This window comes from Parabacteroides merdae ATCC 43184, assembly GCF_025151215.1.
GTDB lineage: Bacteria > Bacteroidota > Bacteroidia > Bacteroidales > Tannerellaceae > Parabacteroides > Parabacteroides merdae.
In genome coordinates, this window is sequence record NZ_CP102286.1 from 1,108,203 (window position 1) to 1,134,787 (window position 26,585).

The window sequence follows — 26,585 nt, forward strand, 5'->3', positions numbered from 1 at the left end:
TATATAGCCGTATGATACGCTATCCGGATAATGCTATCACAGAATTGCGATATAGCCGGATATCAAAATAAGGATAGCCGGGAGTGAAGGGAGCACGCACCCTTCTGGATACAGATATCTCAAAATCTCCATTTGCAGAAGTGTATAAATATCAATCCATTAATGGAGATTATAAAGAAAAAATATAAGTCACACGCGACTACCTGTCATTCTCCATTTGTAGAAGTAGCAATCTGTTAATGGAGATAATGAAGAAAAAACAATGAGGTATATACGGCTACATGTCCATTTCTTCATTTGCAGAAGTGTAGAAGTAGCAATCCATTAATGGACAATAGAGCATGTAAAGGGCCGATTTCCCATATATTCGCCTCCTTATCCCCGAATTATGGGCGTAAGTCACATGGTTATGGAGATATATCCATCCTTTAATGGGGAGAACAGCCGGTAAATATCTGATAGAAATGCTCCGCAAACCACAGGAAAATAGCCTTACAATGAGCTGATACACAATAATTATTGGAGAAACGAGGTCCGCTCCTGCGGACAGCAAGTTGTGTTTTCGTTAAACGAAAACAGGACGGTTTAACGGCAATCATGCCGCCAAACCGTCCGTTAAGCAGGCTCCGAAGTCGCTTGATTTACCTGTAAAATAAATTCTTCTATCTTAGAGTGCTTTTCCAATAAATTGTTATTAAGAATAATTATTTCCTTTGCAGATTTTCGAAATAATTTGATGGTGTCATTCCTGTTTGCTTTTTAAACATTCGACTAAGATGTTGCGGATATTCAAACCCCAACCCATATGCTACCTGTGCAATACTTTCACCCGTAGCAAGTTCGTTTTTTGCCAGTTGTATTATGTATTGACGGATATAATTACTTGCTGTATCACCTGTTGTCTTTTTTATCATATCCCCGAAATAATTCGATGACATGCAAAGTTTGTCGGCGCAATACTGCACTGTCGGCAAGCCATATGTCAGTTGCATGTTCCTGTCAAAGTAATCATGCAACAAACGGTCGAATTTCATCAACATATCCGAATTATCAAGTTTCCGGGTGATGAACTGGCGGTTATAGAAACGTTGGCAGAAGTTCAGAACCAACTCGATATAACCCACAATGATGGAATCTTGAAATTCATCGTGCCTTTTCCAGAGTTCATCCCTTATCTGGCACATCAGTGATGTCAAAATGCCGTGTTCTTCATCGCTCATGTGCAGAGCTTCATTAACACGGTAATCGAAAAACGAATAATTCTTTATCGTCCTTTCCAACGGGGTACCATGTAAAAGGTCAGGATGGAACAGTAGTGCCCAACCTGTTAGCATTACCCGTTCGCCGTTGTCCTCTTTACCACCTATCTGGCCAGGAGCAACGCAGATGACCGTTCCTTTCTTGTAATCGTACTTTCCACAACCATAAGCTAAATCTATTTCAGCTTCGTCATGAAAGAAAATACCATAGATGCTGTAATTGTTCAAGCTATGGCGTACAGGGGATACTTCCGCATAGTCAATGACACTGACTAACGGATGTCTGTCGGTGTGTCCTACCCACTGACTATAATCGCCCACATTTCGTACTTTTAGTATCTTGCTCATAGCTTTCCGTTCAAGCTCTTGTTTACATGCAAAAATACATGATTTTAATCGAATAGTCGAATAAAAAGGATAGAAATCAGTAAAATTGGTACGAACTGCCCACTTATGATTACATCGGTTATACGAGCATCAGGTAATTTTGCATCATACAAAGAAAGTAGTAATGAATGAACAAATTGACATTCCAGCGAAATTGTACGAAGATGAAGTCGTACGCTATTTTGCAGACCGTTATCATACCTCTACCGAAAATGTAGTGAGATGTTTTCTCGTTCAGGATGGAATCTGCCCTGAACAGGAAAACGAATCCATTACTTTTCGGCTGGAAGAGAATGAAATGGAGATTATGCGAGGCTTGATTGGTGAAGGTCATTCTTTAAAATTATATGATTTATGAACAGAAGAGATTTTTTAAAGCTGTCATCAATGACAGCTTTACTGGCTGCCAGAGAATGGACAGGATTATCGAAAGTCTTTGCCCAATTTCCATCGCCATCTAAAAGCAATTATTTGAGCAGGAGTAATCCGTTAGGAAATATGGAGCATAGAAATCTTGGAGGATTGTTGAATGTATCGGTTATCGGCTTGGGCTGTTTACCCATGGTGGGCTATTATGGTGGAAAGTATGAAAAGAAAGACATGATTGCACTTATCCGCCATGCCTACGAAAAGGGTGTGACCTTTTTCGATACGGCGGAGGTGTATGGACCTTATACCAGCGAAGAGTGGGTCGGAGAAGCACTCGCCCCGTTCCGTGACAAGGTGAGAATCGGTACAAAGTTCGGTTTCGGAGTCGAGGAAAAGCAACCAACCGCACTGAACAGCCGTCCCGACCATATTCGTCGCGCAGTGGAAGGGTCGCTCCGGCGGTTGCGTACAGATCATATTGACCTTTTATACCAGCACCGTGTCGATCCGAACGTGCCGATGGAAGAGGTCGCCGGCACGGTCAAGGATTTGATGCAGGAGGGAAAGGTTTTGCATTGGGGACTGTCGGAAGCCAGCGCACGTTCTATCCGTCGCGCCCATGCCGTATGTCCTTTGTCGGCTGTGCAGAGCGAGTATGCTATCTGGTGGCGAGAACCAGAAACGAAGATATTTCCGACACTCGAAGAGTTAGGCATCGGCTTCGTCCCTATTGCTCGCTGGGACGTGCGTTCCTTACGGGTGTAATCGACGAGAACAGCCGTTTCTACGAGGGCGACCGTCGCTGGAACCTGCCGCAATTCACCCCTGAAGCGCTGAAACACAACATGCCGCTCGTGGCACTTGTCCGCAAATGGGCGAAGCGCAAACGTGTGACTCCGGCGCAGTTCGCCCTCGTATGGATGCTTTCGCGCAAGGCGTGGATAGCCCCGATACCCGGCACGACCAATCCTGCCCATCTGGATGATTTTCTCGGTGCGGCGACCGTTCGTCTCACTCCATACGAAATGGAGGAGTTCGACAAAGAATACGCACGAATCGACCTTATAGGCCACCGTGCCGATCCGTTTACTGAAAGCCAAATCGACAAATAGAATATTTATGATATGAAAAAGATTTTATTGATTCCGTTTTTATTGTTTGCCGCCTTGTCTATGGCGGCTTGCGGAGGCGATTCTGATGAGCCGTTCACTTCAGAACAGCCCGAACAGCCGGAAAATCCGGGTGGCGGTGATGATTCCGACGATAATCCCGACACGCCTGCCCCCGGCGGGAACGGCCGTTACCTTGTCCTTTATGCTTCCCGCACGAACAATACCGAGCGTGTGGCGCAACTGATTCAGACGACACTCGACTGCGATATTCTCGAAGTGGAGCCGGAAACGGCATACGACAATGACTACAACGCCATGTTGGAACGCTCGCAGGAAGAGCTGGCGGCTATCCGTCAGGGCAACTATCCTCCGATCAAGACTTCGTTGGAAAATTTCGATGACTATGACATCGTATTTGTCGGTTATCCCATCTGGTATAGCAGCATGGCGACATCGATGCAGACATTCCTGCACGAACACGCAGCAAAACTTGCCGGAAAACGAATCGCACTGTTCGCCACCAGCGGCAGCAGCGGTATCTCCACATCGGTAAGTGAAGCACGCAGCCTATGCCCGGAAGCGACGGTAATCGACCGGACCCTGTTGCTGACATCTTCGGGGCTTTCGCAAATGGCGACCCGTGTTCCTGCATGGCTCGAAGAAATCGGAGCAGGGCGGGAAGAATCGGATAAACCGGATACTCCGGATGAAACTTCTCTGAAAGTGAACATTACGGTCGGCGACCGCACGATTACCGCCACGATGGAGGACAATGCCGCAGGCAGGGATTTTCTTTCCCGTCTGCCGTTAGAGGTTACACTGAACGATTACAACAACACGACCGAGAAAATATTTTATCCCGGTCCGGCTCTGACGACCGAAGGCGTGACACGCGGCTGTGCGCCCACGCCCGGCGACATCACGATTTATGTGCCGTGGGGCAACGTGGCGATTTTCTGCAAGAGCTGGTCGCATAGCAACGACCTGATTAAAATAGGCCGTATCGACGGTGACGGCATCGAGGCTCTGAATATCGGAGGAGATATAGCAGTAAAATTCGAAAGGCAATAAATATGACGATAGAAGATTTCAAGACATACGTAAAGACACGGAAGCCTCTCGATACGGAGGAAATCCACCGTTTCATGGACGATATGAGCAATGAGGCCCGTCGCATCACGTTCCGCCTGAATACTGCTTATCATACGCCGGATGAAGTGCGTGGACTGTTATCCAAACTGTTCGGATATGAAGTTCCGCAATCGCTGCGCGTTTTCCCACCCCTCTATGCGGATTTCGGTAAGAACATCACCGTAGGTGAAAATGTGTTTATCAACGCCTGCTGCCACTTTCAGGATCACGGCGGAGTCACGATAGGCGACGGATGCCAGATTGGACACAACGTAGTGTTTGCTACGCTCAATCATGGACTTTCGCCCGAAAAGCGGAAAACCACTTACCCAGCTCCCATCGTGCTGGGTAAGAACGTTTGGATCGGCTCCAATGCGACTATCCTGCAAGGCGTGACTATCGGAGACAACGCTGTCGTTGCGGCAGGAGCCGTTGTAACAAAAGACGTTGCGGCAAATACGGTCGTGGGCGGCGTTCCGGCAAAAATTATGAAACATATAACAAAATAAGAATTAGAGATGGAAAAAATGAAATTACCTTCAATTGCATTAGGCACATGGTCGTGGGGCGTAGGATTCGCCGGTGGCAACCAAGTATTCGGAAACAACCTCGGGGTGAATGAACTGAAGCCCGTATTCGATGCGGCAATGGCCGGAGGTCTGAACCTGTGGGATTCTGCTGTAGTTTATGGCATGGGTGCTTCGGAAAGCTTACTTGCCGCATTCACCAAAGAGCACAACCGTGAAGATGTACTCATCTCAACGAAGTTTACTCCCCAGATTGCTGGGGATTCCGTTAATCCGGTAGAAGATATGCTGGGTAGCAGTCTCGAACGTTTCGGCACGGACTATATCGACATCTACTGGATTCACAATCCGGCGGATGTGGAGAGGTGGACTCCGTTCCTTGCCAACCTCGTGAAAAACGGCAAAGTAAAACGTGTGGGTGTCTCCAACCACAACCTTGCACAGATCAAGCGTGCGGAAGAGATTCTTTCCAAAGAGGGAGTGCATATTTCCGCTGTGCAGAACCATTTCAGCCTCCTTTACCGTTCGTCGGAGAAAGCCGGCATCCTGAATTATTGCAAGGAAAACGGCATCGACTTCTGGGCATACATGGTGCTGGAACAGGGCGCATTAAGTGGAAAATATGACACAGCCCATCCGCTACCTGCCGGAAGCCAACGCGGTGATACCTACAACCCGCTATTGCCGCAAATCGAAAAACTTGTTGCCGCGATGCGCACAGTCGGCGACAAATACGGCATCACTCCGGCACAGGTTGCTCTGGCTTGGGCGATTGGCAAAGGAACGACACCGATCATCGGTGTGACGAAACCCGCTCAGGTGCAGGATGCGCTTGAAGCCATAAAGGTGACACTGACCGACGATGAAATGAAAGTTTTGGAAGAGACGGCTGAAAATACCGGTGTAGATACGAGAGGTGCTTGGGAAATGCCGATGATTTAACTCCAAATGCGGAATTATATGAAACAGAAAACATATATAGGCATAGTTGTCAGTTTTGTCATGGCGATTATATTCGGTATGGAAGTTTATGCTTCATCCCATGAAACAAATATAAATTTCCCCAAGCAGTCATTATCAGATCCTTGTATGCTGTATGACAGTTTGATTTTCAATCGAGGGCAAGAAGTACGGTCAGAACATTATACCGGAAAAATCTGTATTTCCACGGTTGTAATAAAACCTGAATATGACATTCATCACCTCATATTCGAGCCAGGAAGTTACAATTCATGGCATATTCATCCTGATGCAGATCAGGTATTGTTGATATTGGATGGAGAAGGATTTTACCAAGAGGAAGGCAAGCCGAAACGCCTTATAAAGCGTGGTGATGTGATAAATACACCGGCTAATGTAAAGCACTGGCACGGAGCTACACAAGACAGTAAACTCGTTCATCTATCTGTAACAACAAAAAACGGTAAAAATCATATCGAATGGAAAGAGTTGGTGAAATCAAATGAATATAATTTATGAAACATTTGTTAATCAGCATAGTAGGCATGTTATCAATATACACATCTAATGCGCAACAAGTCATAGACGTACATTGCCACAATATCTTTCCCGAGTTCACCGAATTTCTGGAAAGACACGGGGCCGCAATGAAAGAGACATTCCCGTTGCCGCAATGGGATATAGACACCCATCTGGAATTTATGGAAAATGCCGGTATCGGAAAGGCTATACTTTCGATGTCGGCTCCGCAACCGTATTACGGCAACACTGACGAATGCACCCGGATTGTCCGCTTTTATAACGAGGCAAGTGCCCGATTGAAGTCGGACTATCCCGGCAAGTTCCTTTTCTGCGCTTCATTACCGTTGCCCGATGTCGAAGCTGCCATTAAAGAAGCCGTATATGCTCTCGATACTCTCGGTGCAGACGGTATCAAATTGGCGACCAACAGTCGCGGGCAATATTTGGGCGACCCGGCTCTCGACACGTTGATGAGCGTATTGAACGAACGACATGCCGTCGTAATCCTGCATCCACACAAACCCGTGCCGGTCAATGATACTCTGATAGCAGCAACTCCGCTTGCTATTTACGAATATCCCGCTGAGACGACGCGAACGGTTGTCAATATGATTGTCCACAATGTCCCGGCACGCTATCCGAACATACGGTTTGTCATTCCTCACTGCGGCTCATTCTTGCCGCTTGCCTTGCCTCGGATGAAAATGGTGCATCCGGCTATGCTCGCCAAAGGGCTGATGAATTCCATAGACTGGGAAGCCAACCTGAAGAACTTATACTACGACCTTGCAGGAGGAGTAACTCCCGAAGTCATTAAAATGCTGTTGGCAATTACCACACCGGATCATCTCATGTATGGTTCGGATTATCCCTATCAACCGGCCGCCGTGCTGACCGAGAACCTGAATAAACTCCGTTCGGCGCTGAAATCCGATGATATGCTGGCTCCGCATATTGATGGCATACTTTGGAGCAATGCCTATAAACTATTTAATATGAACAAGTAATGAAGATACGTTTTATAAATGCAGTTTGTATTCTCGCGTTAATACTCGCTTCTGCGTGTAAGAGCGATAATGCTTCACAACTAAAAGATAAAGAAATGATGATAACGGAAAAGAAAAATATCGGTAGCAAACTGGCTCTTTACCCTATGCCCGTAACTGTGGTGGGAGCTGAAGTAAATGGTAAGGTGAATTGGCTCCTTGTGGCGCATGTCGGTATTATCGGGCATGACCGCATTCTCGTCAGCATGAGCGACAAGCATTATACCAATCAGGGCATCATAGAGTCCAAGAAACTATCCGTCAATCTCGTTGACAGGAAGATGCTTCCAAAGGCAGACTATGTGGGAAGCGTGAGTGGGGCTAACACGGACAAGTCACACGAGTTCTTATTCCACTGGGGCGAAAACGGAAGTCCTGTAATCGACGCATCGCCGCTTGTGATGGAATGCAACGTGGTGGATATATACAAGTCGGACGGCTTCGACAATTTTATCTGCTCGATTGCCAACACTTACGCTGCACCCGAAGTGCTTGACGGCAACGGGAAACTCGATTATACACGGTTGAAACCCGTGCTGTTCGAGTTTCCGACCTATTCCTACATCGCCACCGGAGAGATTATCGGCAAATGCCTGAACTTGGACAAGCAGCCGGGAATGTGCGCCAAGGAGCCGATGACCGCCGACGGTATCGTGCGCCTGTCGAAAATCGAGGTTTACCCGCAGCATCTCGACGAGTACATGAAATACGCGACCGAGGTGGGCGAAGTCTCCCTGCGTACCGAACCGGGCGTATTGACGATGTACGCAGTCAGCGAAAAGGAGAATCCCTGCAAGGTAACCATCCTCGAAACTTATGCGAGCCGTGAAGCCTACGAGAAGCATATCGCTTCCGAACATTTCCAAAAATACAAGCAGGGGACGCTGCACATGGTCAAGTCGCTGGTGTTGTCTGACCAGACGCCGCTCAATCCCGCGAACCGAATCAATAACTTCATTCAATAAAGAATCATGAACCGAATTATTTTAATTTCAGTATTCACCGTTTTAACATTTAATGTTATGGCACAGGAAAAGATAGTACAGACAGCAGGGCGCGATCAGTTAGGCGGGTTCGCCCCGAAATTCGCAGAACTCAACGACGACGTCCTTTTCGGCGAGGTATGGAGCCGCACCGACAAACTCGGTCTTCGCGACCGCAGCTTGGTGACGATTACCTCGCTCATCAGTCAAGGTATCACAGACAACTCGCTGACATATCATTTGCAGTCGGCGAAGAACAACGGTATCACCCGCACCGAAATCGCCGAAATTATCACGCATATCGGTTTTTACGCGGGTTGGCCGAAGGCATGGGCGGCATTCCGTCTGGCGAAAGAGGTATGGGCGGAAGAGACGACCGGAGAGGATGCAAAAGCTGCATTCCAACGCAAAATGATTTTCCCCATCGGCGAACCCAACACGGCGTATGCCCAATATTTCACCGGCAACAGTTACCTCGCACCGGTTTCGCGTGAGCAGGTGAATATTTCCAACGTGACTTTCGAGCCTCGCTGCCGCAACAACTGGCACATCCATAAAGCCACGAAAGGCGGCGGACAGATGCTTATCGGTGTGGCCGGGCACGGCTGGTATCAGGAAGAGGGTAAACCGGCGATAGAGATTTTGCCCGGAACGGTCATCCACATTCCGGCCAATGTAAAGCACTGGCATGGTGCGGCAGCCGACAGCTGGTTCGCGCATCTGGCGTTCGAGATTGCAGGCGAAAACGCTTCCAATGAATGGCTGGAACCCGTTACCGACGAAGAGTATGACAAACTTAAATAATCAGCCGCATGTATAGATTTTTATTGATATTGCTGTCGGTGGTCGGCATGGCTACCGACACCGGCGCACAACAAAGACAGGATATGAACAAAGGAGGATTAAACCATAAAATATTGGTAGCCTATTTCTCGGCGACGGGAACGACGGCACGAGCGGCCGAAAAACTGGCGAATGTTACGGGCGGAGAGCTTTATGCGATTGTGCCTGCACAACCCTATACAAGTGCCGACCTCGACTGGAATGACAAGCGGTCGCGCAGTTCGGTAGAGATGAACGACCCTAAATCGCGTCCGGCAATCAAAGGCAGAAAGGAAAACATCGCCGATTACGATGTCATCTTCATCGGTTATCCCATCTGGTGGGACCTCGCGCCGCGCATTATCAATACGTTCATCGAAAGCCACGACCTGAAGGGCAAAACAGTCATCCCGTTCGCCACATCCGGAGGCAGCACGCTCGCGGGCAGCGCGGCGGCGTTGAAGAAAACCTATCCCGCGCTGAACTGGAGAGAGGGACGCCTGCTTAATCGTGCCGATGAGAAAAGCATTCGCAACTGGGTAGATAACTGCAAGCTATGAAAAGAAGAAAGATTCGCAGTTTAAGCGTCAGTGAAATAGGCATGGGCTGTATGGGATTCTCCCACGGATACGGCCAAGTACCGGGCGCAGGATATGCCGAAGAAGCCATTCGGGAAGCGTTCGGCTATGGATGCAATTTTTTCGATACGGCAGAAGGATACGGGAAGGAGCTTTATTATCCCGGACATAACGAGGAGATTGTCGGGCGTGCGGTCAGAGGCTTTCGCAATGAGGTTGTGATTGCCACAAAACTGCATATCCGGCCTGAGGCGGTTGAAGATTGCGGCTCCGTTTATGCTGCCGTCCGCCGCCACCTTGAACGCTCGTTAAAGAATTTGCAGATCGATTACGTGGACTTGTACTATCTGCACCGCATCAACATGGAGGTGGACAATCTGGAGGTCGCCCATGCGATGGGCAGGCTCATTCAGGAGGGACTTGTCCGCGAATGGGGCATTTCGACGGTGGACAAGGCTCAACTTGAAGCGGCGCATGCCGTAACGCCCGTAGGTGCCGTGCAGAATATCTACTCTATGGTGGAGCGCACTTCTGAAAAAGATGTCATTCCTTTTTGCGTGGGAAACGGGATTGCTTTTGTGCCGTTCTCACCTGTCGCCAGCGGACTTTTATCCGGAAAAATTACACCGGATACGGAGTTCGGCCAGGTCGATGACGTGCGTGTATGGGTTCCACAACTGAAGCGGGAGAACATAACCGGCAATATGCCCATTGTCGAAATGCTCAGGAGTTTTGCCGCAGAAAAGCAGGCGACTCCAGCGCAGGTCTCTTTGGCTTGGATGCTCCGTAAATATACGAATGTCGTGCCCATTCCCGGCTCGAAGAACAAAGAGCGCATCATGGAGAATCTGCGGGCGTGCGAAATGCAACTGACAGATGAAGAGTTCGACAGGCTGGATTCCGAACTCGACAGATTGCCGGTATATGGCATACGCGGTCATGCGGAGACCGAACAGACTTCATTCGGAAACAACTGGTTAAAACTAAAATAATTCAAGCATGAAAAGAATTCTGATTTTAGGAGCATCCGGGACATTCGGGAAAGCTCTTGTCGAGAAGCTGAGCAATGACGAAGAGTGTCATCTGACGCTTGCATCCCGTCATGCCTCGGCTTGCTATCACGAAAGTGAGCGATGCCATGTCGTCGATTGTGACGCCATGAAAGCGGATGATTTGCAGCAGGCGATGGCGGGTTGCCATGTGGTGTATTGCGCCATATCGGGCGACGATTTGCCCGTTATCGCTGAAAAAACGGTATCAGCCATGAAGAAAGCCGGTTTACGCCGTATTATCTTTATGGGAGCCGTGGGAATCTACGATGAGATTCCGGCGGACATGGACGATGAAGACAATGTTAGAAACAATCCCGACCAAATACCCAACCGCAAAGCGGCGGATATTGTGGAAAACAGCGGTCTGGATTACACGGTACTTCGTCCGGGGTATTTACGGGACGGGGATAAGGATGATTTCACATTGACTTTCAAAGGCGAACAAGCGAAAGGATTGTTTCGACCATCCCCTCCGTTGTCGGGCTTGCCGTTCGTCTTATACATGATGACACGCTCTATGTCCGTCAAAGCGTGAGTATTACCCGTGATATGTCTGATACGGAAAAACTTTGATTCACTATGGAAATACGTTTTGAAAATAAAGTGGCATTTATTACGGGTGCGGCTGGCGGTATCGGTTATGCCGCCGCACGGATGTTTGCCGAAGCCGGTGCGTCGGTTGTCATGGCCGATTTGGATAGTCGGGTAACAGACCGTGCCAAGGAACTGGAAGCGGAAGGACACAACGCCATCGGTATCAGGTGTGACGTATCGGACGAGGTACAAGTGAAAGCGGCTGTCGAAAAGGCGGTCGCTGTTTTCGGCAAGTTGGATATAGCCTATAATAACGTAGGCATACATGCCGCCGTGCGGGAAGATCTGGCGGAAACCGAAGGCTGGGATTTCGACCGGGTAATTTCGGTCAATCTGCGTGGCGTGTGGAACTGTATGAAGTACGAACTTGTCGAGATGAAAAAGCACGGCAAGGGAGCCATCGTGAACTGCTCGTCGCAGGGTGGTCTGGTAGGCATCCCCTGCATCGGGGCTTACAACGCCTCGAAGCACGGTGTACTGGGACTGACCAAATCGGCGGCGTTGGAGTATGCCCGGCAGGGAATCCGCATCAACGCTATCTGCCCCGGCACCTGCGAGACACCGATGGTACGTCAGGCCATCGAGCAGTCGCCCGACCACATGGCACGTGTCATCGACGCCATCCCGTTGGGGCGTGTCGGCAAGGCAGAAGAAATCGCTTCGATGGTGCTGCTCCTTTGCAGCGACTATGCCGGCTTTGCCATCGGACAGACTTGGGCGATGGACGGAGGATATACGGCGATGTGATAAACAATAAATAGAATGAGAAACAGATTGAAAACAATCCTTGCCATTGCCTTTGTATGGGGGATGGCAATTCAAACAAACGCACAGGAAATGAATAAAGTACCAACTGTAAAACTGAACAACGGCATGGAAATGCCGCAATTGGGAGTCGGCACGTTCTTGGTCAAGGATAATGCCGCAGAAAGAGTATGCCATGCAATCAAGGTCGGGTTCCGCCTGATCGACACGGCACAGGGCTACGGAAACGAGAAAGAGGTGGGCGAAGGCATATGCCGGAGCGGAATAGACCGCCGAGAGCTGTTCATTACCACGAAAGTGAACACTATGGAAATGCGAGGCGGCACCGTGCGGCAGTCGCTTGACAAAAGTCTTGCCGACCTCGGAACGGACTACATCGACCTCGTACTCATCCACTGGCCCGTAAAAGGACATATCAAGGAGACTTGGCAGATATTGGAGGAATACGTGGACAAGGGGAAAATCCGCAGTATCGGCGTGAGCAACTTCAACCCGCACCATCTCGACGAGTTGCTGGAGTATGCACGCATACGTCCCGTCGTCAATCAAATCGAGATCGAGCCGTACATGACCCAGCACGATGTCGTGGGCTATACGTTCCGCAAGGGTATTCAGGTGGAAGCATGGGGACCGTTGGGACAGGGCGTTACCGGCGTGCTCGATGACCCTGCAATCGGCGAGATTGCCGCCCGGCACGGTAAATCTGCCGCACAGGTCATCCTGCGTTGGCACATGCAGCGCGGGCTGGTCACCATTCCCCGCTGCGACAACGATGCGTACACGGACGAGAATATCCGTATCTTCGACTTCGAGCTTTCGCCTTCCGAAATGGAGATTATTACCGGTCTGAACCGCAACCAACGTGCGTATGAACAGAACGACCCGGATAATTTCCCGTGGTAACCGATAAATCGTATCGGGGTATCAGTTGGCGGAAACAGAACTATGCGTCACACGCATTTCCTGTTGCCTGACTTGAATAATATCAGAAGTGGCAGACCATCTATCAAAGTGGTTAAATGAAAAAAGTTGAACTGATACGGACAGAAGAAAATTCATAAAGACTGTCGGTGCAGCAGCCGGAGCAACCCTGCTTTCCGGAGTCGGGATAGCGAAGGCAGCCGAATTGTTGAACGATAAAACGGATAAGAAAATGAAAATAGTAGTATTGACAGGAAGTCCGCGCCGGAACGGGAATACCAATCATTTGGCCGGACAATTCATCAAGGGTGCGGAAGAAGCCGGACACGAGGTGTACCATTTCGATTGCGCCCAGCGCAAGGTTTCTTCCTGCATCGCCTGCAACCGTTGCGGAATGAACGGTCAGTGTATATTCAACGACGATTTCGGGCAGCTTCGTCCGCACCTTGTGACCGCCGATATGGTGGTATTCGCCACGCCAATGTATTACTTCGGATTCTCTTCGCAGCTCAAAGCCGTGATAGACCGCTTCTATGCGCTCAACGGGCAGGTCAAGGGAAGCGAGAAACGGTCGGCCTTGCTGATGGCATACGCTGATACAGCTGCGGAAGAAGCCGAGCCGATGCTCTCGCATTACCATACGCTGCTCCGGTATTTAGGATGGAAAGACTGTGGAACGGTCGTGGCGGAGGGAATGTGGCCGACGGGTGCGGTGAATGACACGGAATACAGTCGACAGGCTTACGAATTAGGACGTAAATGTTTCGGGTAGTCATGCTACGGATTCATGTAACGATGCAATACGTTGGTTATAGAGCAGATATATCGAATTAAAACAAAACCAATATGATAACGCCCTTATTTATCGGCGGTCTGGGTATGCAGGAAATGCTACTGATCGCATTGGTCGTGCTGCTGTTCTTCGGTGGCAAGAAGATTCCCGAACTGATGAAAGGTCTCGGCAAGGGAGTACGTTCGTTCAAGGAAGGGATGAACAATATGGAGAAAGAGATCGAGGAGGAACCGGTGAAAAAAGAATAAGCGGATGGCGGCTGATACGGACAAACAATCTTTCTGGGAACATCTCGACGTGCTGCGGGCGGCTATCGTTAAGAGCCTGCTCGTGGCCGTCGTGTTCGGCGTGGCAGCATTCTGCTTCAAAGAAGAGCTGTTCGCAGTCATCCTCGCGCCCAAAGATGCAGACTTCATTACCTACCGCCTGCTCTATTCGCTCGGCGGTCTGGTGACGGAATCCGGTGCGCCGGATTTTCTCGTGAAGCTCATCAACACGGGACTGGCTGGGCAGTTCATCATCCACATGAAAGCCGCACTATGTGCAGGTGTTCTCTGTGCATCGCCATACATCCTCTACCAGTTGTTTCGCTTCGTATCGCCTGCTTTATATGTTAATGAGCGGAAATATGTGGTGCAGGTGGTCGGAGGCGGCTATGCTATGTTCGCCTTGGGTGTGGCGGTCAGCTACTTTCTGATTTTCCCGCTGACGTTCCGTTTCTTGGGAACCTATCAGGTCAGCGGTGAAGTGGAAAACATGATTGCCTTGCAATCCTACATTTCCACGCTGATGACCATGTCGTTGGCAATGGGGCTTGTTTTTGAGATACCAATTCTATCGTGGCTGTTCGCCAAACTGGGATTCCTGTCGGCCGATTTTATGCGCAAATACCGCAAACACGCCATCGTGGTTATTCTTGTGGTGGCAGCTATTATTACGCCGACTTCAGATGTATTTACGCTTTCGCTCGTGAGTCTTCCGATATGGATATTATATGAAACGAGTATTCTACTCGTGAGTAAGATTCATAATTAGTGCTATCATGTGGTTAAAATTAAAAATATCTTTCGGTTATGCCGTCTTGGCCTGCTGTTGGCATTCATCGTCTATCAGTTCCGTCAGGAGCAGATGCAAAGACACACGCTGCGCAAGGAGGAGAAGGAGCTGGTGGCGATACACCGCCTGGCTGAAAAGAGCTACATCGGTCTATTGGACCTCTCCACCCATGCCGAGATTGCCGTCATATGGAATGATGACGACCTGAGGGAATACAGCCGCAAACGCCGTGGGGTTTGTGACAGCCTGCAGCTTCTGAAGGAATATGTCCATACCCCGTTACAGAAAAGCCATATCGATTCGTTATGTCTCCTTCTTTGGAACAAGGAACTCCTTCTTGCCAAGGCGATGCATACCTTCAATGAGCTGCAAGGTATAGGTGACATTGTGCAGGAAAGCATCCCGGCCATTGTATCGACAGCCCGGAAACAGGCTGCGCGGCAAAAGGAAAATACGGTTTCTCCGGGAACCGGTGAGAGAGATACTCCCAAAAAGAAAAGAAGCATTTGGGATATCTTCCGTAGAAAAGAAAACAAATCCGCTTACCTGCAACAGAGGGAAGAGACCGAACGTAAACGGCAGTCATTATCCGCCACCCCTCCAACCGGGACGACAACACGCATGCTCCGCTCCCTGAATGAGAGGGTCGCCCTGGAACAGGCCGAAAGGCAGGCCCGGCTACTGGCACAGATGGACAGCCTGTACACCGGCAGTGTGGAGCTGAACGGGAGGATGAACAATATGGTCTCCGAATTTGAGCGGGAGAACAACGAGCGTTTTACCGCACGCTACAAGGCCTTTGTCCTTGAACGTGACAACTCCTACTATATGATAGTCGGCCTCGCCCTGTCCGTCTCCCTGCTGGCGATCATGCTGTATACCATCATCCACCGGGATCTGAACCGTCGTCTCCGGTACGAAAGGGAGCTTGAACAGTCCGACAGGAGGAATCGGGAACTGCTCCGCTCACGCAAGGAATTGATGGCCTCGGTGGCCCACGACCTGCGCGCCCCGCTGGCGGCCGTCAAAGGCTGCGCGGAGCTGTTGCCCTCGGAAAGCGACGTCAGCCGCAGGACCGGCTATCTGGACAACATCCTGCACTCGTCCGATTACATGCTCGGCCTGGTAAACACGCTGATGGAATACCACCGGATGGATGAAGGCGGGGTCCGTTCCAATGACACGCTCTTCAGCCTGAAAGTCCTGTTCGAGGAAATAGCGGACGGCCATCGGCTTGCCGCCAGGCAGAAGAACCTAATGTTCACCGTATCCTTCTCCGGTCTGGACACCATCGTCTGCTGTGACGGCTCGCATATCCGGCAAATAGCCGACAACCTGCTGTCCAACGCCCTGAAGTTTACGCCCCACGGGGAGGTGCGCCTTGAGGCGGAATACCTGTATGGGGAACTTTGCATCTCTGTCCGGGATACCGGCGTGGGAATAAGTGCAGAAGAGAAAGAACGGATATTCGGGGCGTTCGAAAGGCTGGACAACGCGCGTGGCATTCCAGGGTTCGGACTGGGGCTGGCGATCACGGCCCGGCTCGTGTCTGAAATGCGGGGCCGTGTGGAGGTAAAGAGCGTCCCCGGTGAAGGCAGCCGCTTCTCCGTTTTCCTTCCCGTGCCATCGGCCGGACAGTCCGCCCCTCTGGAAGAGAAGGTGTTTCCGGCCTGTGAACCGCCCGGCGGCATCCGTGTGCTGGTCATGGATGACGACCGCATCCAGCTGGAGATCACCCGGGAGATGCTCTCTCGCAGCCGGATTCACTGTGACTGCTGCACGGATGTCCGGGAACTGATGGACTGCCTGAAAAGGCAGGAGTATGATCTTCTGCTGACCGACATACAAATGCCCGGTGCGGACGGCTTCTCGGTCCTTGAATTGCTGAGGGACTCGAACATCCCCCGGGCGAGGGAGATTCCGGCCATAGCCGTCACGGCACATTCCGGTAGGGAAGAGGAATATCTCTCCGCAGGTTTCGCCGGATGTATCCATAAGCCTTTCTCTGCAGAAAGGCTGGTAACCGCCATCATGGGGGCATAAAAGGGAATGGGAAAGAGTGGAGGCCGGACTTCTCCCTCCTGCTTGCCGGAGAGGACAACCGGCAGGAAATGCTGGGGCTGTTTGTCAGTGAGAGCCGCAAGGACATTGACAGGCTGTCAGCCGCCGTGAAAGAAAAGGACAGCCGGGAAATCATTTCCATCCTCCACAGGAACCTGCCGTTGTGGGAGACGGTACGTCTGGACTATCCGGTGGCGGTTCTGAGAGTGCTGGTCAAATCCGACGCGGGCCAATGGGAGGATGAGGAATATGTGAAAATAGAAAAAATAATCGGTGCCGTCAGGGAACTGATATCCTATGCGGAACTGATGCGGAAAGAGAGACAGGAATGAAAACGATACTTATTTTGGAAGATGACGTGATTTTTAGCCGCAGCATCGGCAACTGGCTGAAGAAGAAGGGGATGGCGACCGAACATGCTACGACGCTGTCAGCTGCCCGCAAGGCCCTTTCCGCAAGGGAATTCGACCTTGTCCTTGCAGATCTCCGCCTGCCGGACGGGAACAGCACCTCCCTGCTGGAATGGATGAACGAGAGGTTCTACGCCACCCCGTTCCTTATCATGACCAACTACGGGCAGGTGGAGAACGCGGTGGAAGCCATGCAGCTGGGGGCGGCCAACTACCTGTGCAAGCCCGTCCAGCCGGACAAGTTGCTGGAAGCTATCGGAAAGATATTCAGCCGTTCTCGGAATGACGGGAGTGAGTTCTACCGCGGGGAGAGTGCCAAAGAGCGGGAAATGTACCGGTTAGTGGGGCTGGTGGCACGTTCCGACATTTCCGTGCTCATTCGAGGAGCCTCCGGTACGGGAAAGGAGCATATCGCCCGCGAACTGCATGAACAAAGCCACCGTAGGAACAAGCCTTTTGTCCCGGTGGACTGCGGAACCATTACCGGCGATCTTGCCAAATCTGAATTTTTTGGGCACCGCAAGGGGACGTTCACCGGAGCCTACGGTGACAGGTGCGGACTGTTCCAGACGGCTGATAGGGGTACGCTGTTCTTGGATGAGATCGGCAACCTTTCCCCCGAGACACAGATACTCCTGTTGCGTGCCCTACAGGAAAGACGCTACAAGCCCGTCGGCTCTACCCGGGAATACGCCTTTGATGTCCGTCTGGTAGCCGCCACGAATGAAAACCTGGAGAGGGCGATATCCGAAGGGCGTTTCCGGGAGGACCTGTTCCATCGCCTGAACGAGTTCACCATCAATGTCCCCCCTCTCTCGGAATGCGGGGAGGACATACTTCCGTTAGCGGAGTTCTTTATGAGGCATTTTTCTGAAAAGCACCGTAAGCCCATACGCGGTTTCAACAGTCTGGCTGCGGTTTCATTACAAAAATATCCCTGGCCCGGCAACATACGCGAACTGAAAAACTGCATCCAACGTGCTGTCCTGCTCTCTGCAGACGGATGGATCTCACTGGAGGGGCTGAATCTGGACCTCACTGTTGGACGGGAGGAAACCGCTTCTCTCTCAGAAGAGGAGAAAGAAAAACGGCTGCTTCTCAAGACCCTTGAAGAGGCAGAGGGCAACCGTGCCCGTACGGCCAGGATGCTCGGTATCAGCCGGACCTCCTTGTACGAGAAATTAAAAAAATACCGGATTATATGAGCGGGCCAGCATTCTTCCAAAAGGAGGAAGTGAAATCAGATACTCTCTTTAAGGTTGATTGTAAGTCAATTAAAAATAGAAAATGATTGTTTTTTTAGACAATAAAGTGTATATTTGCATTGAAAGAATCGTTCTTTGACTGGTGCAAAGGAAAACAGAATATTGTAATTTGCTCGTTTCTAAATCGTTACCTACTTAGTGATAAGTAGAGTATAATTGTTTAATATTCAACTATATAGAGAATGTACAATGTTTTGCCACATGCGTGCTCAGTGGTTTATTGATACCGCATATGTCAGCGATCTCTTTCAAATAACTGTTCATCCGCTGGTTACTGGGTACCGGCAAGACCACTCCTTTTTTCAGGCATTCCGGATGTGTCTTGTACTTCTCCAAAATCATCCGTGGAATGTCCAACAGTGGAATGTCACACATGTTGTCCGTCTTTTCCCGGGCTTTTCTTATCCAGTACTCGCCATTGACATCCTTTATTATGTGTTCATATCGCAAGTGCTGTACATCGGTAAAGGCCAGCCCGGTCAGCGCACAAAACACGAATATGTCCCTGACCGTTTGCAGGCGGGGAATGGTGAATTCCTTTTTCAGAAGTATGTTCAATTCCTCTTCCGTAAGGAACGCCCGGTTCGTTTTTGTTTGTTTAAAATGAATCTCCAGAAAAGGATCGTCCGTTATCCATTTGTTCACAAGCGCCACTTTTATTATCTTCTTGAAGTTTTTCAGATATTTTACCGTGGCATTCTGGGCACATGATTTTTCTGTTTTTACATAGTGCTCAAACCGGGCGATGAACTCATGGTTTATCTCTTTCAAAGGTATATCGTTCATCCTGTATTCCTTTTGCAGCAGTTCACCCAGATACCTCGCGGTCCGTTCATAGCGCAGGACAGTCCCGGCGACATAAACCTTGCCCATCAACTCCCTGTACTTTCGGTTATGTTCCTGGAAAACCTCCAGCAGCATCTTCGGAGAGTCTCCCTCCCCGTAATAACGTCTTTTTAAGACATCGGCCGTGATCGGCTTCCCGTCCTGCTCCAGTTCCCTGTGGATCTGTAAAACTTTCATACGGACCGTATCCAGATAATGGTTCAATTCCATAGATTTCCTTTCCTTACCTATGGCACATTCCTTTTGAGAATTCCACTTGGAAATGTCCACGCTTCTTTTAATCTGTATCTCGGCCCGTTGCCCGTTAACCGTTATACGCATACAAATGGGTGCCTCTCCGTTTTTTAGGAGTTTAGACTTCTTGATGAGGAAAAGAATCGTAAAGTAGTTTCTCTGCATAGCCATACTCAAAAAAATGATGTTACAAAATTAATTTTTATGAGTCGGTTTCGAACCACGCAAAATTCGGAAAATCAATGAAATATGATCTAATTCGGTGGACTTTTTCAGGTAGATGTCAAGTCCACCTATTTCACCTGTGATCATCACTGTTTTTTGCGGTGAAATGCAGTATTTGGAGAAAATAAAAATCCCTGATAATGATTGATTATCAGGGATTTGCTTGATTTTTCTTTTGTTTTCAGTGATCCGCCTGGGGTTCGAACCCAGGACCCCATCCTTAAAAGGGATGTGCTCTACCTGCTGAGCTAGCGAATCATTCTGTGTGTTACTTCTGTAATGCAAAGATAGTGATTAATTTTTTATTGTGCAAGTATTGATTGTGTTTTTATTTGCTTTTCATTCGGAAAAACATATATATTATAGCAGATTATAGTTGATAATCAATACATTCAAAAAATAGCTTTTTAGAAAATCTAAATAATATTGATTATCATTTTTCGGATTTATGTAAATCGTTGTCGTTCCATAGTATTGCAATAGCATTTATCTTTATTGATTACCACAACAGGAAGTAAACCTTTTTCTCGATCATAAATGCGTTGTGACGTTTTCATTACCATATAACGATGATAGCTGTCTACAATTTCATATAGATCTTTTTCTTCAATGTGATAACAAACGCATGGTATAACCATCTTCCCAAATGGAAAGTTCCAATAATTTCATTTCCGGTGGTGCCACAATATTAGGATTATAACTGTTGGCTACCATTTTGTCTATCAGTATAGCTTTAACTGTGTATTGCGTGGTGGACTTTGTCATCAGCTATCACATTGTGATAAAGATCATAGTTTATCCCCATCGGTAATGCATCCACACGGGTTACACGATCATTCATTTGAACTTCATCCAGATTGAAATTCTTATGAAGGACGCGTTCTGTCGCACTGATGAAATGACGTATATAATCGTGAATGTGGAAAGCGACAAAGTCAGCTCTCAAAAGTCCATTCTGGATCTCGACCCTTTCGGGCAGAATCCGGAAAAGTTCATGTGAAGGAAACGGAATATGTTGGAAATACCCGATATGAAGGTTGGGAAACTTCTCACGGAGCATGCCTGGCAACAGCATTAACTGATAGTCCTGTATCCAAACTCAATCATTAGGCTCAACTATTCGAGATATCTCTTCACAAAAAACAGCATTGACTTCCCTATATGATTCCCAAAAGTTTTTTTATATAACGTATATGCAAAAAAGTAATGACAGAGGGGCCATAGGGTACTGTTGCTATATCCTTACGTAGTAATTTTTATACTGTTCGTCGGATAAGAATACCGGATGATAATTATTTTTTTCCAATTGACAGCAAATGTCATCTTTTTCCGTCTTTTGTTCCACGCAGACGCCAGGCCAACCGATCCAATGTTTTCACAATCAACGTCCAATGACTTCAAACCTGTAGCCCCCCCTTCGCTCCGTGAAAAAACGAATTTTCCATCGGAGGAACATGTAATTTTTACAGGCAATCTATTCGAAACGATAAATAATCTCATATTTGATATAATATATATTAAAATAGGGCAAGATTCATGTTGATTTATGTTTATTTGATAGCTAGATATTTACTAAAGAATAAGCCTGAGATACATTTTTCCAAATGAAAATATTTTCCCAAAATGAAAATTTTTGATGAACAAAGAATTGAGCAAGAAAATTTCTTTCTTGTTAATTCACGAGATTTTAATCGGGTGTCTTGTCTTTCCAAAAATAGAGAAAGCATACCAGAATGAAAAAAACTTTTTCGTTTTGGTATGCTTTCTAAAACTTTCAATTTAGAATTAATATTTTAAAATCGGTTGATATATAGTGTTTTATGTTTGTTGTCGTTTAATTGGTCTGATTTTGGCATTACCCTTATTAGTTAGATTTCCGAAGAAAATATCATTAATATTCATATTCGGTTGTCAGCTATAAGAAACAATGTAAAACGACAAAGAAATAAAATGGTATTTTTTATTTATCAGTTAGGCTCGCTTGCCTCTGTATGGGCAATCAGCAATTTAATAAAAAAAGATGTTCCTCAAAGGATCAAAAACAGGATTATCATTCTGTTACTAGTAACAAGCTGGATTGGCGTTTTGGGGTATTTTTTCATTCTGAAAAATAGGATTGAAAAATGGTGGCCTCGCAAGAAATACTTGGTCGCCCATAAATGGACATAAGTTTCATGTTATATATTATTGCAATTAAAATTGTTTTATGTGTACCAAAATCTTTTTCTCCATTCATTCTGTAAAGATTTCCAATGTTTTTTTCTTTTTGAGCCGTGGATATAATTTATTCATGGCTCATTTTAAAGACTTGGTTCTAAAAAACAGGATACAAATGGGAAAGAATATGCGGATGAATTTTTTTAAGCAACGGATAACGATAGTATTACTGTTGGTGGTTGGCGTATATATATATAGTAGTATCAATGAATTCTATTTCTTTGAAAAAGATTATTATGAATATCTGCTGAATACTTTTGCCGGAATCACTCTTTTGACAGGGATCGCCTATTTGTGTTATCCCAAAAAGAAGGCAAACCTAAAAAATGAATTGGTACTGAATGAATACAAGCTGGAATATGAAACGGAGTCAACCGAATCACAATATTTTATTTCTGATGCAGATGCTTGGAATACATTAAGAAAACAATTGGCAACAACAGCTCGGGGATGTGCTGTTTTATATATCAAAGAGAATTGCGAATTGCCTATAATCAATAACACGGTTTTAGCTAAAAAGAGAAATTTCGATTGTTGGAAACCTGTCTGCGCTGGACAGATATCCAAGGATTTTGGCGAAATTTAAAATGATCATAAAAATTATATGGGAAAAATCTTAATCATCGATGACGAAAAACAGATGCTGGCATTATTGTCCCGTATTCTTGAGCTAGAAGGTTATGAGGTATATCGAGCGGCAACTTGTAAAGCTGGTTTAAGATAATTACAGGTTAATACCCCGGAGGTTGTTCTTCGCGATGTCTGTTTGCCGGATGGTAATGGCATCGAACTTATAGACCGGATGAAAAACATATCTCCCTCGGCGGAGATTATTCTTTTAACTGCTCATGGAAAGATTGAAGACAGTGTCTCGGCGATAAAAAGCAGTGCCTTTGATTACTTGGTAAAAGGTGATGACAATAACAGGATCTTTTCTCTTATCGCAAAAGAGATGGAGAAAGCATCCGAAGCATTTATTGTAGATATAACTACCGAAAAACAATCACACTTAAAAAAATAATCGGTAAATCTCCGGCAATATTAGAGGCCGTTTCATTAGCCCAAAAAGTGGCAAAAACGGATGCGTCTGTATTGCAGACAGGTGAAACCGGAACAAGAAAATATGTTTTCGCACGTCTGATCCATAATGATAGCCAGCGAAGTGGGTAGACTTTTGTCGCTATAAATTGTTCTTCTTTCAGTAAAGATTTACTCGAAAGTGAAATATTCGGACACACGGCAGGTTTTTTTGCCGGGGCAATTACGGAAACAAAAGGACTTTTTGAGGAAGCAAATGGTGGTACTATATTTTTAGATGAGATAGGAGAAATGGATATTTCTTTGCAGACCCGGTTGCTGCGTGTTCTTGAGACCGGGCAATTTATGAAAATTGGTAGTACTTACTCTAATACATGTCGATGTCCGAGTTATAGTAGCAACAAATCGCGATTTGGAACAAGAAATAGTTAATGGAAATTTTAGAGAAGATTTATTTAACCGTTTATCTTCTTTCCATATCCATCTTCCTCCATTATGGGAATGGCGGGAAGATATTTTTTTGTAAGAGAATTCGTATCTTCTTTTTCAAAAAAATAAGGAGGGAAAAGCTTCTGATATCAGAAAAATACATGGTAGCCATAAAACGATACCCATGGAAAGGAAATGTCAGGGAGTTAAAGAATACGGTAAAAAGATGTTTAGTTGTTACGGAGGGGGAAATACTGGACTATCAATCTCTGCCGTTGCAGATGCTGGAATTATCTGAAAATACGGGGAATAATATTGGATTGGACCTAGCCAGCGTTGAAAAGCACCACATTCAGAAAGTCCTCCAACATACCAACGGATACAAACCTGAAGCTGCTCGTCTTCTAGGGATAGGGTTAACCACGCTTTATAGGAAGATGGAAACCTATGGACTATAATGTGAAGCACTTTGTTCTTGTATACCTGACAGGCTGCCTGTTTAGGAAGCTTGTCTTTCTATGTACCTTTTCAAAATGAAAAAGCAAAACCAATATCCTCCATACTAACTCTTTCATATCATCTTTCTGGTTTCTCATAGGTATTTTATTTTTCAAAGGTCATGGCTGAGGAGGGAAAAACGGATGTTTACCCGATAGGAAACAAGTAGGCATCGGATGGCGAACGGATACCTACCCGTTCAGGAAAATGTCGGCATATTATTCCTGGAGGATCAGTCTTTCTCGTTTTTTCAAGTACCTTTTAATTACAGACTTTATATCAAAAGGAAAAGACTCCAGAAGCCTGAAATGTGAAAATAACTCTTTTAAAGACTGGTAAGGCAAACAATATGCGATTATCCTAAAATGGAAATATTTTTTTCATTTTGAAAAGGATTTAGTATGTTGCATAACAAGAATGATTTTGACTATATGTCTAATAAATAGATAATTACGCATGAATTAAAACTTTTGGCACGACTTTAGCATATAAGAAAACGAAAAAATAAATGGTATTAACAATTTAATAAAAAGAAGTATGGAAGATACGTTATCGTTTTTGTTCTTGTGTGCTACCGGTGTAGCATGCTATTGGTTTTTCTTCAAGTGTGTGGACTGGTTTGAGAAAATTTAATATGAGAAAGGAGAATTAAATTATGTTTTTAGCACTGTTTATACTTTGTGTAGTGATTTTCGGGTATTTGATGTATGTCCTGATTAAGCCCGAAAAGTTTTAGTGGTAATTAGTTTTTAAAGTAAAAAGATGAACACAGAAATTTTAGGTGTAGCATTGCAGATATTGCTGCTGATAGTTATCAGCTATCCATTAGGAAAGCATATCGCCAAGGTGTACAAGGAGGGAAATGATTGTATGCGTTTCATGGCTCCGATTGAAAGATTTATTTACAAACTGGCGGGTATCAACCCCAACGAAGAGATGGATTGGAAGGTATTCCTGAAATCTCTGCTTATTATAAACGTATTTTGGTTCTTCTGGGGTATGATCCTGTTGGTATCGCAAGGATATCTTCCTTTGAACCCCGATGGAAATAGCGGACAAAGTCCGGACTTGGCGTTCAATACGTGTATTAGTTTTATGGTTAACTGTAACTTGCAGCACTATAGCGGAGAAAGCGGTTTGACTTATTTTACCCAGTTGTTCGTCATCATGTTGTTCCAGTTCATCACTGCTGCGACAGGTATGGCAGCCATGGCTGGTATTATGAAATCGATGGCAGCCAAAACAACTAAAACAATCGGTAACTTCTGGCACTATTTAGTGATCAGCTGTACACGTATCCTTTTCCCGATGTCTCTGATCGTAGGTTTTATTTTGATCCTGGAGGGTACACCAATGGGCTTCGAGTCTAAAATGACAATCCCGACATTGGAAGGATCTGAACAAACTGTTTCACAAGGACCTACAGCTGCAATTGTTCCGATTAAACAGTTAGGTACGAATGGTGGTGGTTATTTCGGAGTAAACTCTTCTCACCCTTTGGAAAACCCGACTTATCTGACCAATATTATAGAATGCTGGTCTATTCTAATCATTCCAATGGCATTGGTATTTGCTTTGGGATTTTATTTGAAACGTAAAAAGTTAGGTTATGTGATCTACGGCGTGATGCTGTTTGCTTATCTTTTGGGAGTATTCTGTAACGTTCACTATGAGATGGCAGGTAATCCGAAAATTGACGAGATGGGTATTGACCAGTCTTGCGGTGCTATGGAAGGTAAGGAAACCCGTCTGGGTCCGGGTGCAACCGCTTTGTGGTCTGTGACTACGACTGTCACTTCTAATGGCTCCGTTAACGGTATGCACGACAGTACAATGCCTCTTTCCGGTATGGTCGAGATGTTGAACATGCAGATCAATACATGGTTCGGTGGTGTCGGTGTAGGTTTCATGAACTACTATGCATTCCTGATCATTGCCGTATTCATCAGCGGTTTGATGGTCGGACGTACACCGGAATTTCTTGGTAAGAAGGTTGAGGCTCGGGAAATGAAGATCGCTACGATCGTATCATTAGCTCACCCGTTCGTTATCTTGATCTTTACCGCAATTTCCAGCTATGTGTGGGTATATTGTCCGGGCTTTGTTGAGAGTGAAGGCGGTTGGTTAAACAACCCCGGTTTCCATGGTTTCAGTGAAATGCTATATGAATATACCTCTTCTTCCGCTAACAACGGTTCCGGTTTCGAAGGATTAGGTGACAACACCTATTTTTGGAACTATACTTGCGGTTTGGCGTTGATCATTTCACGTTATTTACCAATTGTCGGACAGGTTGCTATCGCAGGTCTATTGGCAAACAAGAAATATACTCCAGAAAGTGCGGGTACATTGAAGACCGATACCGTTACATTCGGTGTGATGACATTCTGCGTAATCGTGATCGTAGCCGCATTGTCATTCTTCCCTGCACAAACATTAGGCCCGATCGCTGAATATTTTAGTATTTACTAATTGACAGATTAAG

General features: G+C 46.7%; 23 protein-coding genes, 1 tRNA gene and 5 pseudogenes. 24 read left to right on the top strand and 5 right to left on the bottom strand.

From position 1 onward, the window contains the following. Nucleotides 1–704 precede the first annotated feature (704 nt). Nucleotides 705–1,607 carry a helix-turn-helix domain-containing protein gene (locus NQ542_RS04420; protein WP_005641712.1) on the bottom strand — a complete coding sequence of 301 codons (903 nt, stop codon included), beginning with the start codon at nt 1,605–1,607 and terminating at the stop codon, nt 705–707. A gap of 163 nt (nt 1,608–1,770) precedes the next feature. Between NQ542_RS04420 and NQ542_RS04425 the strand changes: the two genes are divergently transcribed. From NQ542_RS04425 to NQ542_RS04520, 20 genes and pseudogenes are all read left to right on the top strand, one after another. Beyond that, on the top strand, nt 1,771–2,004 hold the full coding sequence (locus tag NQ542_RS04425) for a hypothetical protein (RefSeq protein ID WP_005641714.1): 234 nt from the start codon (nt 1,771–1,773) through the stop codon (nt 2,002–2,004). Beyond that, a pseudogene (locus NQ542_RS04430) lies at nt 2,001–3,127 on the top strand (aldo/keto reductase). Before NQ542_RS04425 ends, NQ542_RS04430 begins: the two are co-directional and overlap by 4 nt. A gap of 12 nt (nt 3,128–3,139) precedes the next feature. Next, on the top strand, nt 3,140–4,198 hold the full coding sequence (locus NQ542_RS04435) for a cyclophilin-like fold protein (RefSeq protein ID WP_005641721.1): 1,059 nt from the start codon (nt 3,140–3,142) through the stop codon (nt 4,196–4,198). 2 nt (nt 4,199–4,200) lie between these two features. Beyond that, nucleotides 4,201–4,767, top strand: a complete 567-nt coding sequence (locus tag NQ542_RS04440) for a DapH/DapD/GlmU-related protein (RefSeq protein ID WP_005641723.1) — start codon at nt 4,201–4,203, stop codon at nt 4,765–4,767. A 9-nt stretch (nt 4,768–4,776) separates the two neighbouring features. Then, complete coding sequence (locus NQ542_RS04445; RefSeq protein ID WP_005641725.1) at nt 4,777–5,727, top strand: aldo/keto reductase; 951 nt, start codon at nt 4,777–4,779, stop codon at nt 5,725–5,727. An 18-nt stretch (nt 5,728–5,745) separates the two neighbouring features. Next, the gene (locus tag NQ542_RS04450) at nt 5,746–6,264 is read left to right on the top strand and encodes a cupin domain-containing protein (RefSeq protein WP_005641727.1); all 519 of its coding nucleotides are present in this window, start codon (nt 5,746–5,748) and stop codon (nt 6,262–6,264) included. Next, nucleotides 6,261–7,274 carry an amidohydrolase family protein gene (locus tag NQ542_RS04455; RefSeq protein ID WP_005641728.1) on the top strand — a complete coding sequence of 338 codons (1,014 nt, stop codon included), beginning with the start codon at nt 6,261–6,263 and terminating at the stop codon, nt 7,272–7,274. The genes NQ542_RS04450 and NQ542_RS04455 overlap by 4 nt, the downstream gene beginning before the upstream one ends. Nucleotides 7,275–7,372: 98 nt before the next feature. Beyond that, nucleotides 7,373–8,278, top strand: a complete 906-nt coding sequence (locus NQ542_RS04460; protein WP_151203678.1) for a flavin reductase — start codon at nt 7,373–7,375, stop codon at nt 8,276–8,278. A 6-nt stretch (nt 8,279–8,284) separates the two neighbouring features. Further along, nucleotides 8,285–9,100 carry a carboxymuconolactone decarboxylase family protein gene (locus tag NQ542_RS04465; RefSeq protein ID WP_005641731.1) on the top strand — a complete coding sequence of 272 codons (816 nt, stop codon included), beginning with the start codon at nt 8,285–8,287 and terminating at the stop codon, nt 9,098–9,100. 8 nt (nt 9,101–9,108) lie between these two features. Next, nucleotides 9,109–9,678, top strand: coding sequence for a flavodoxin (locus NQ542_RS04470; protein ID WP_005641733.1), 570 nt, complete (start codon nt 9,109–9,111; stop codon nt 9,676–9,678). Further along, a complete protein-coding gene (locus tag NQ542_RS04475; RefSeq protein ID WP_005641734.1) occupies nt 9,675–10,688 on the top strand; it encodes an aldo/keto reductase in 1,014 nt (337 codons plus the stop codon). The genes NQ542_RS04470 and NQ542_RS04475 overlap by 4 nt, the downstream gene beginning before the upstream one ends. 7 nt (nt 10,689–10,695) lie before the next feature. Beyond that, complete coding sequence (locus NQ542_RS04480) at nt 10,696–11,283, top strand: NAD(P)H-binding protein (RefSeq protein WP_005641736.1); 588 nt, start codon at nt 10,696–10,698, stop codon at nt 11,281–11,283. A 44-nt stretch (nt 11,284–11,327) separates the two neighbouring features. Continuing rightward, nucleotides 11,328–12,089, top strand: a complete 762-nt coding sequence (locus NQ542_RS04485; RefSeq protein ID WP_005641738.1) for an SDR family oxidoreductase — start codon at nt 11,328–11,330, stop codon at nt 12,087–12,089. A gap of 15 nt (nt 12,090–12,104) precedes the next feature. Further along, nucleotides 12,105–13,010 carry an aldo/keto reductase gene (locus NQ542_RS04490; protein WP_005641740.1) on the top strand — a complete coding sequence of 302 codons (906 nt, stop codon included), beginning with the start codon at nt 12,105–12,107 and terminating at the stop codon, nt 13,008–13,010. A gap of 250 nt (nt 13,011–13,260) precedes the next feature. Continuing rightward, the gene (locus NQ542_RS04495) at nt 13,261–13,800 is read left to right on the top strand and encodes a flavodoxin family protein (protein ID WP_005649394.1); all 540 of its coding nucleotides are present in this window, start codon (nt 13,261–13,263) and stop codon (nt 13,798–13,800) included. Between the two features lie 74 nt (nt 13,801–13,874). Then, nucleotides 13,875–14,069, top strand: coding sequence for a Sec-independent protein translocase subunit TatA/TatB (locus tag NQ542_RS04500; RefSeq protein ID WP_005641744.1), 195 nt, complete (start codon nt 13,875–13,877; stop codon nt 14,067–14,069). 4 nt (nt 14,070–14,073) lie between these two features. After that, entirely contained in the window at nt 14,074–14,856 is a 783-nt protein-coding gene (gene tatC, locus NQ542_RS04505) for a twin-arginine translocase subunit TatC (RefSeq protein ID WP_005641745.1), read from the top strand. A gap of 7 nt (nt 14,857–14,863) precedes the next feature. Beyond that, nucleotides 14,864–16,900 (top strand): annotated as a pseudogene (locus NQ542_RS04510) (hybrid sensor histidine kinase/response regulator); the annotation flags it as partial. Nucleotides 16,901–16,988: 88 nt separating this feature from the next. After that, nucleotides 16,989–17,270, top strand: a complete 282-nt coding sequence (locus tag NQ542_RS17910) for an Hpt domain-containing protein (RefSeq protein ID WP_005641749.1) — start codon at nt 16,989–16,991, stop codon at nt 17,268–17,270. Then, nucleotides 17,267–18,553, top strand: coding sequence for a sigma-54-dependent transcriptional regulator (locus tag NQ542_RS04520; RefSeq protein ID WP_005641752.1), 1,287 nt, complete (start codon nt 17,267–17,269; stop codon nt 18,551–18,553). The genes NQ542_RS17910 and NQ542_RS04520 overlap by 4 nt, the downstream gene beginning before the upstream one ends. A gap of 231 nt (nt 18,554–18,784) precedes the next feature. On the opposite strand, the gene NQ542_RS04525 is transcribed toward NQ542_RS04520, so the two are convergent. The 4 genes and pseudogenes from NQ542_RS04525 to NQ542_RS04540 all read right to left on the bottom strand — a co-directional run. Next, nucleotides 18,785–19,864 (bottom strand): site-specific integrase, encoded by a 1,080-nt coding sequence (locus tag NQ542_RS04525; RefSeq protein WP_005641753.1) that lies wholly within the window; start codon nt 19,862–19,864, stop codon nt 18,785–18,787. A gap of 239 nt (nt 19,865–20,103) precedes the next feature. Beyond that, a tRNA-Lys gene (locus NQ542_RS04530) sits at nt 20,104–20,176 on the bottom strand. 230 nt (nt 20,177–20,406) lie between these two features. Continuing rightward, a pseudogene (locus NQ542_RS04535) lies at nt 20,407–20,683 on the bottom strand (chromosome partitioning protein ParB); the annotation flags it as partial. After that, nucleotides 20,661–21,418: pseudogene (locus tag NQ542_RS04540) on the bottom strand (trehalose-6-phosphate synthase); the annotation flags it as partial. The pseudogenes NQ542_RS04535 and NQ542_RS04540, both read right to left, overlap by 23 nt. A gap of 832 nt (nt 21,419–22,250) precedes the next feature. Between NQ542_RS04540 and NQ542_RS04545 the strand changes: the two are divergent. From NQ542_RS04545 to kdpA, 4 genes and pseudogenes are all read left to right on the top strand, one after another. Next, on the top strand, nt 22,251–22,721 hold the full coding sequence (locus tag NQ542_RS04545; protein ID WP_005649390.1) for a hypothetical protein: 471 nt from the start codon (nt 22,251–22,253) through the stop codon (nt 22,719–22,721). Between the two features lie 18 nt (nt 22,722–22,739). Next, nucleotides 22,740–24,060: pseudogene (locus NQ542_RS04550) on the top strand (sigma-54-dependent transcriptional regulator). 695 nt (nt 24,061–24,755) lie between these two features. Next, nucleotides 24,756–24,836: a potassium-transporting ATPase subunit F gene (locus NQ542_RS17915; RefSeq protein WP_081447009.1), complete on the top strand. Its 81-nt coding sequence runs from the start codon at nt 24,756–24,758 to the stop codon at nt 24,834–24,836. A 26-nt stretch (nt 24,837–24,862) separates the two neighbouring features. Next, nucleotides 24,863–26,572: a potassium-transporting ATPase subunit KdpA gene (kdpA, locus tag NQ542_RS04555; protein ID WP_005641784.1), complete on the top strand. Its 1,710-nt coding sequence runs from the start codon at nt 24,863–24,865 to the stop codon at nt 26,570–26,572. Nucleotides 26,573–26,585 lie beyond the last annotated feature (13 nt).

Bases quoted from the DNA above. Each gene is read 5' to 3' on its own strand.
- NQ542_RS17915 (WP_081447009.1), top strand. From the start codon at position 24,756: ATGTTTTTAGCACTGTTTATACTTTGTGTAGTGATTTTCGGGTATTTG.
- NQ542_RS04445 (WP_005641725.1), top strand. From the start codon at position 4,777: ATGGAAAAAATGAAATTACCTTCAATTGCATTAGGCACATGGTCGTGG.
- NQ542_RS04520 (WP_005641752.1), top strand. From the start codon at position 17,267: ATGAAAACGATACTTATTTTGGAAGATGACGTGATTTTTAGCCGCAGC.
- NQ542_RS04435 (WP_005641721.1), top strand. From the start codon at position 3,140: ATGAAAAAGATTTTATTGATTCCGTTTTTATTGTTTGCCGCCTTGTCT.
- NQ542_RS17910 (WP_005641749.1), top strand. From the start codon at position 16,989: ATGCTGGGGCTGTTTGTCAGTGAGAGCCGCAAGGACATTGACAGGCTG.
- NQ542_RS04425 (WP_005641714.1), top strand. From the start codon at position 1,771: ATGAATGAACAAATTGACATTCCAGCGAAATTGTACGAAGATGAAGTC.
- NQ542_RS04460 (WP_151203678.1), top strand. From the start codon at position 7,373: ATGATAACGGAAAAGAAAAATATCGGTAGCAAACTGGCTCTTTACCCT.
- NQ542_RS04490 (WP_005641740.1), top strand. From the start codon at position 12,105: ATGAGAAACAGATTGAAAACAATCCTTGCCATTGCCTTTGTATGGGGG.
- NQ542_RS04495 (WP_005649394.1), top strand. From the start codon at position 13,261: ATGAAAATAGTAGTATTGACAGGAAGTCCGCGCCGGAACGGGAATACC.
- tatC (WP_005641745.1), top strand. From the start codon at position 14,074: ATGGCGGCTGATACGGACAAACAATCTTTCTGGGAACATCTCGACGTG.
- NQ542_RS04450 (WP_005641727.1), top strand. From the start codon at position 5,746: ATGAAACAGAAAACATATATAGGCATAGTTGTCAGTTTTGTCATGGCG.
- NQ542_RS04420 (WP_005641712.1), bottom strand. From the start codon at position 1,607: ATGAGCAAGATACTAAAAGTACGAAATGTGGGCGATTATAGTCAGTGG.
- NQ542_RS04480 (WP_005641736.1), top strand. From the start codon at position 10,696: ATGAAAAGAATTCTGATTTTAGGAGCATCCGGGACATTCGGGAAAGCT.
- NQ542_RS04465 (WP_005641731.1), top strand. From the start codon at position 8,285: ATGAACCGAATTATTTTAATTTCAGTATTCACCGTTTTAACATTTAAT.
- NQ542_RS04475 (WP_005641734.1), top strand. From the start codon at position 9,675: ATGAAAAGAAGAAAGATTCGCAGTTTAAGCGTCAGTGAAATAGGCATG.
- NQ542_RS04500 (WP_005641744.1), top strand. From the start codon at position 13,875: ATGATAACGCCCTTATTTATCGGCGGTCTGGGTATGCAGGAAATGCTA.
- NQ542_RS04440 (WP_005641723.1), top strand. From the start codon at position 4,201: ATGACGATAGAAGATTTCAAGACATACGTAAAGACACGGAAGCCTCTC.
- NQ542_RS04455 (WP_005641728.1), top strand. From the start codon at position 6,261: ATGAAACATTTGTTAATCAGCATAGTAGGCATGTTATCAATATACACA.
- NQ542_RS04545 (WP_005649390.1), top strand. From the start codon at position 22,251: ATGGGAAAGAATATGCGGATGAATTTTTTTAAGCAACGGATAACGATA.
- NQ542_RS04470 (WP_005641733.1), top strand. From the start codon at position 9,109: ATGTATAGATTTTTATTGATATTGCTGTCGGTGGTCGGCATGGCTACC.
- NQ542_RS04485 (WP_005641738.1), top strand. From the start codon at position 11,328: ATGGAAATACGTTTTGAAAATAAAGTGGCATTTATTACGGGTGCGGCT.
- kdpA (WP_005641784.1), top strand. From the start codon at position 24,863: ATGAACACAGAAATTTTAGGTGTAGCATTGCAGATATTGCTGCTGATA.
- NQ542_RS04525 (WP_005641753.1), bottom strand. From the start codon at position 19,864: ATGGCTATGCAGAGAAACTACTTTACGATTCTTTTCCTCATCAAGAAG.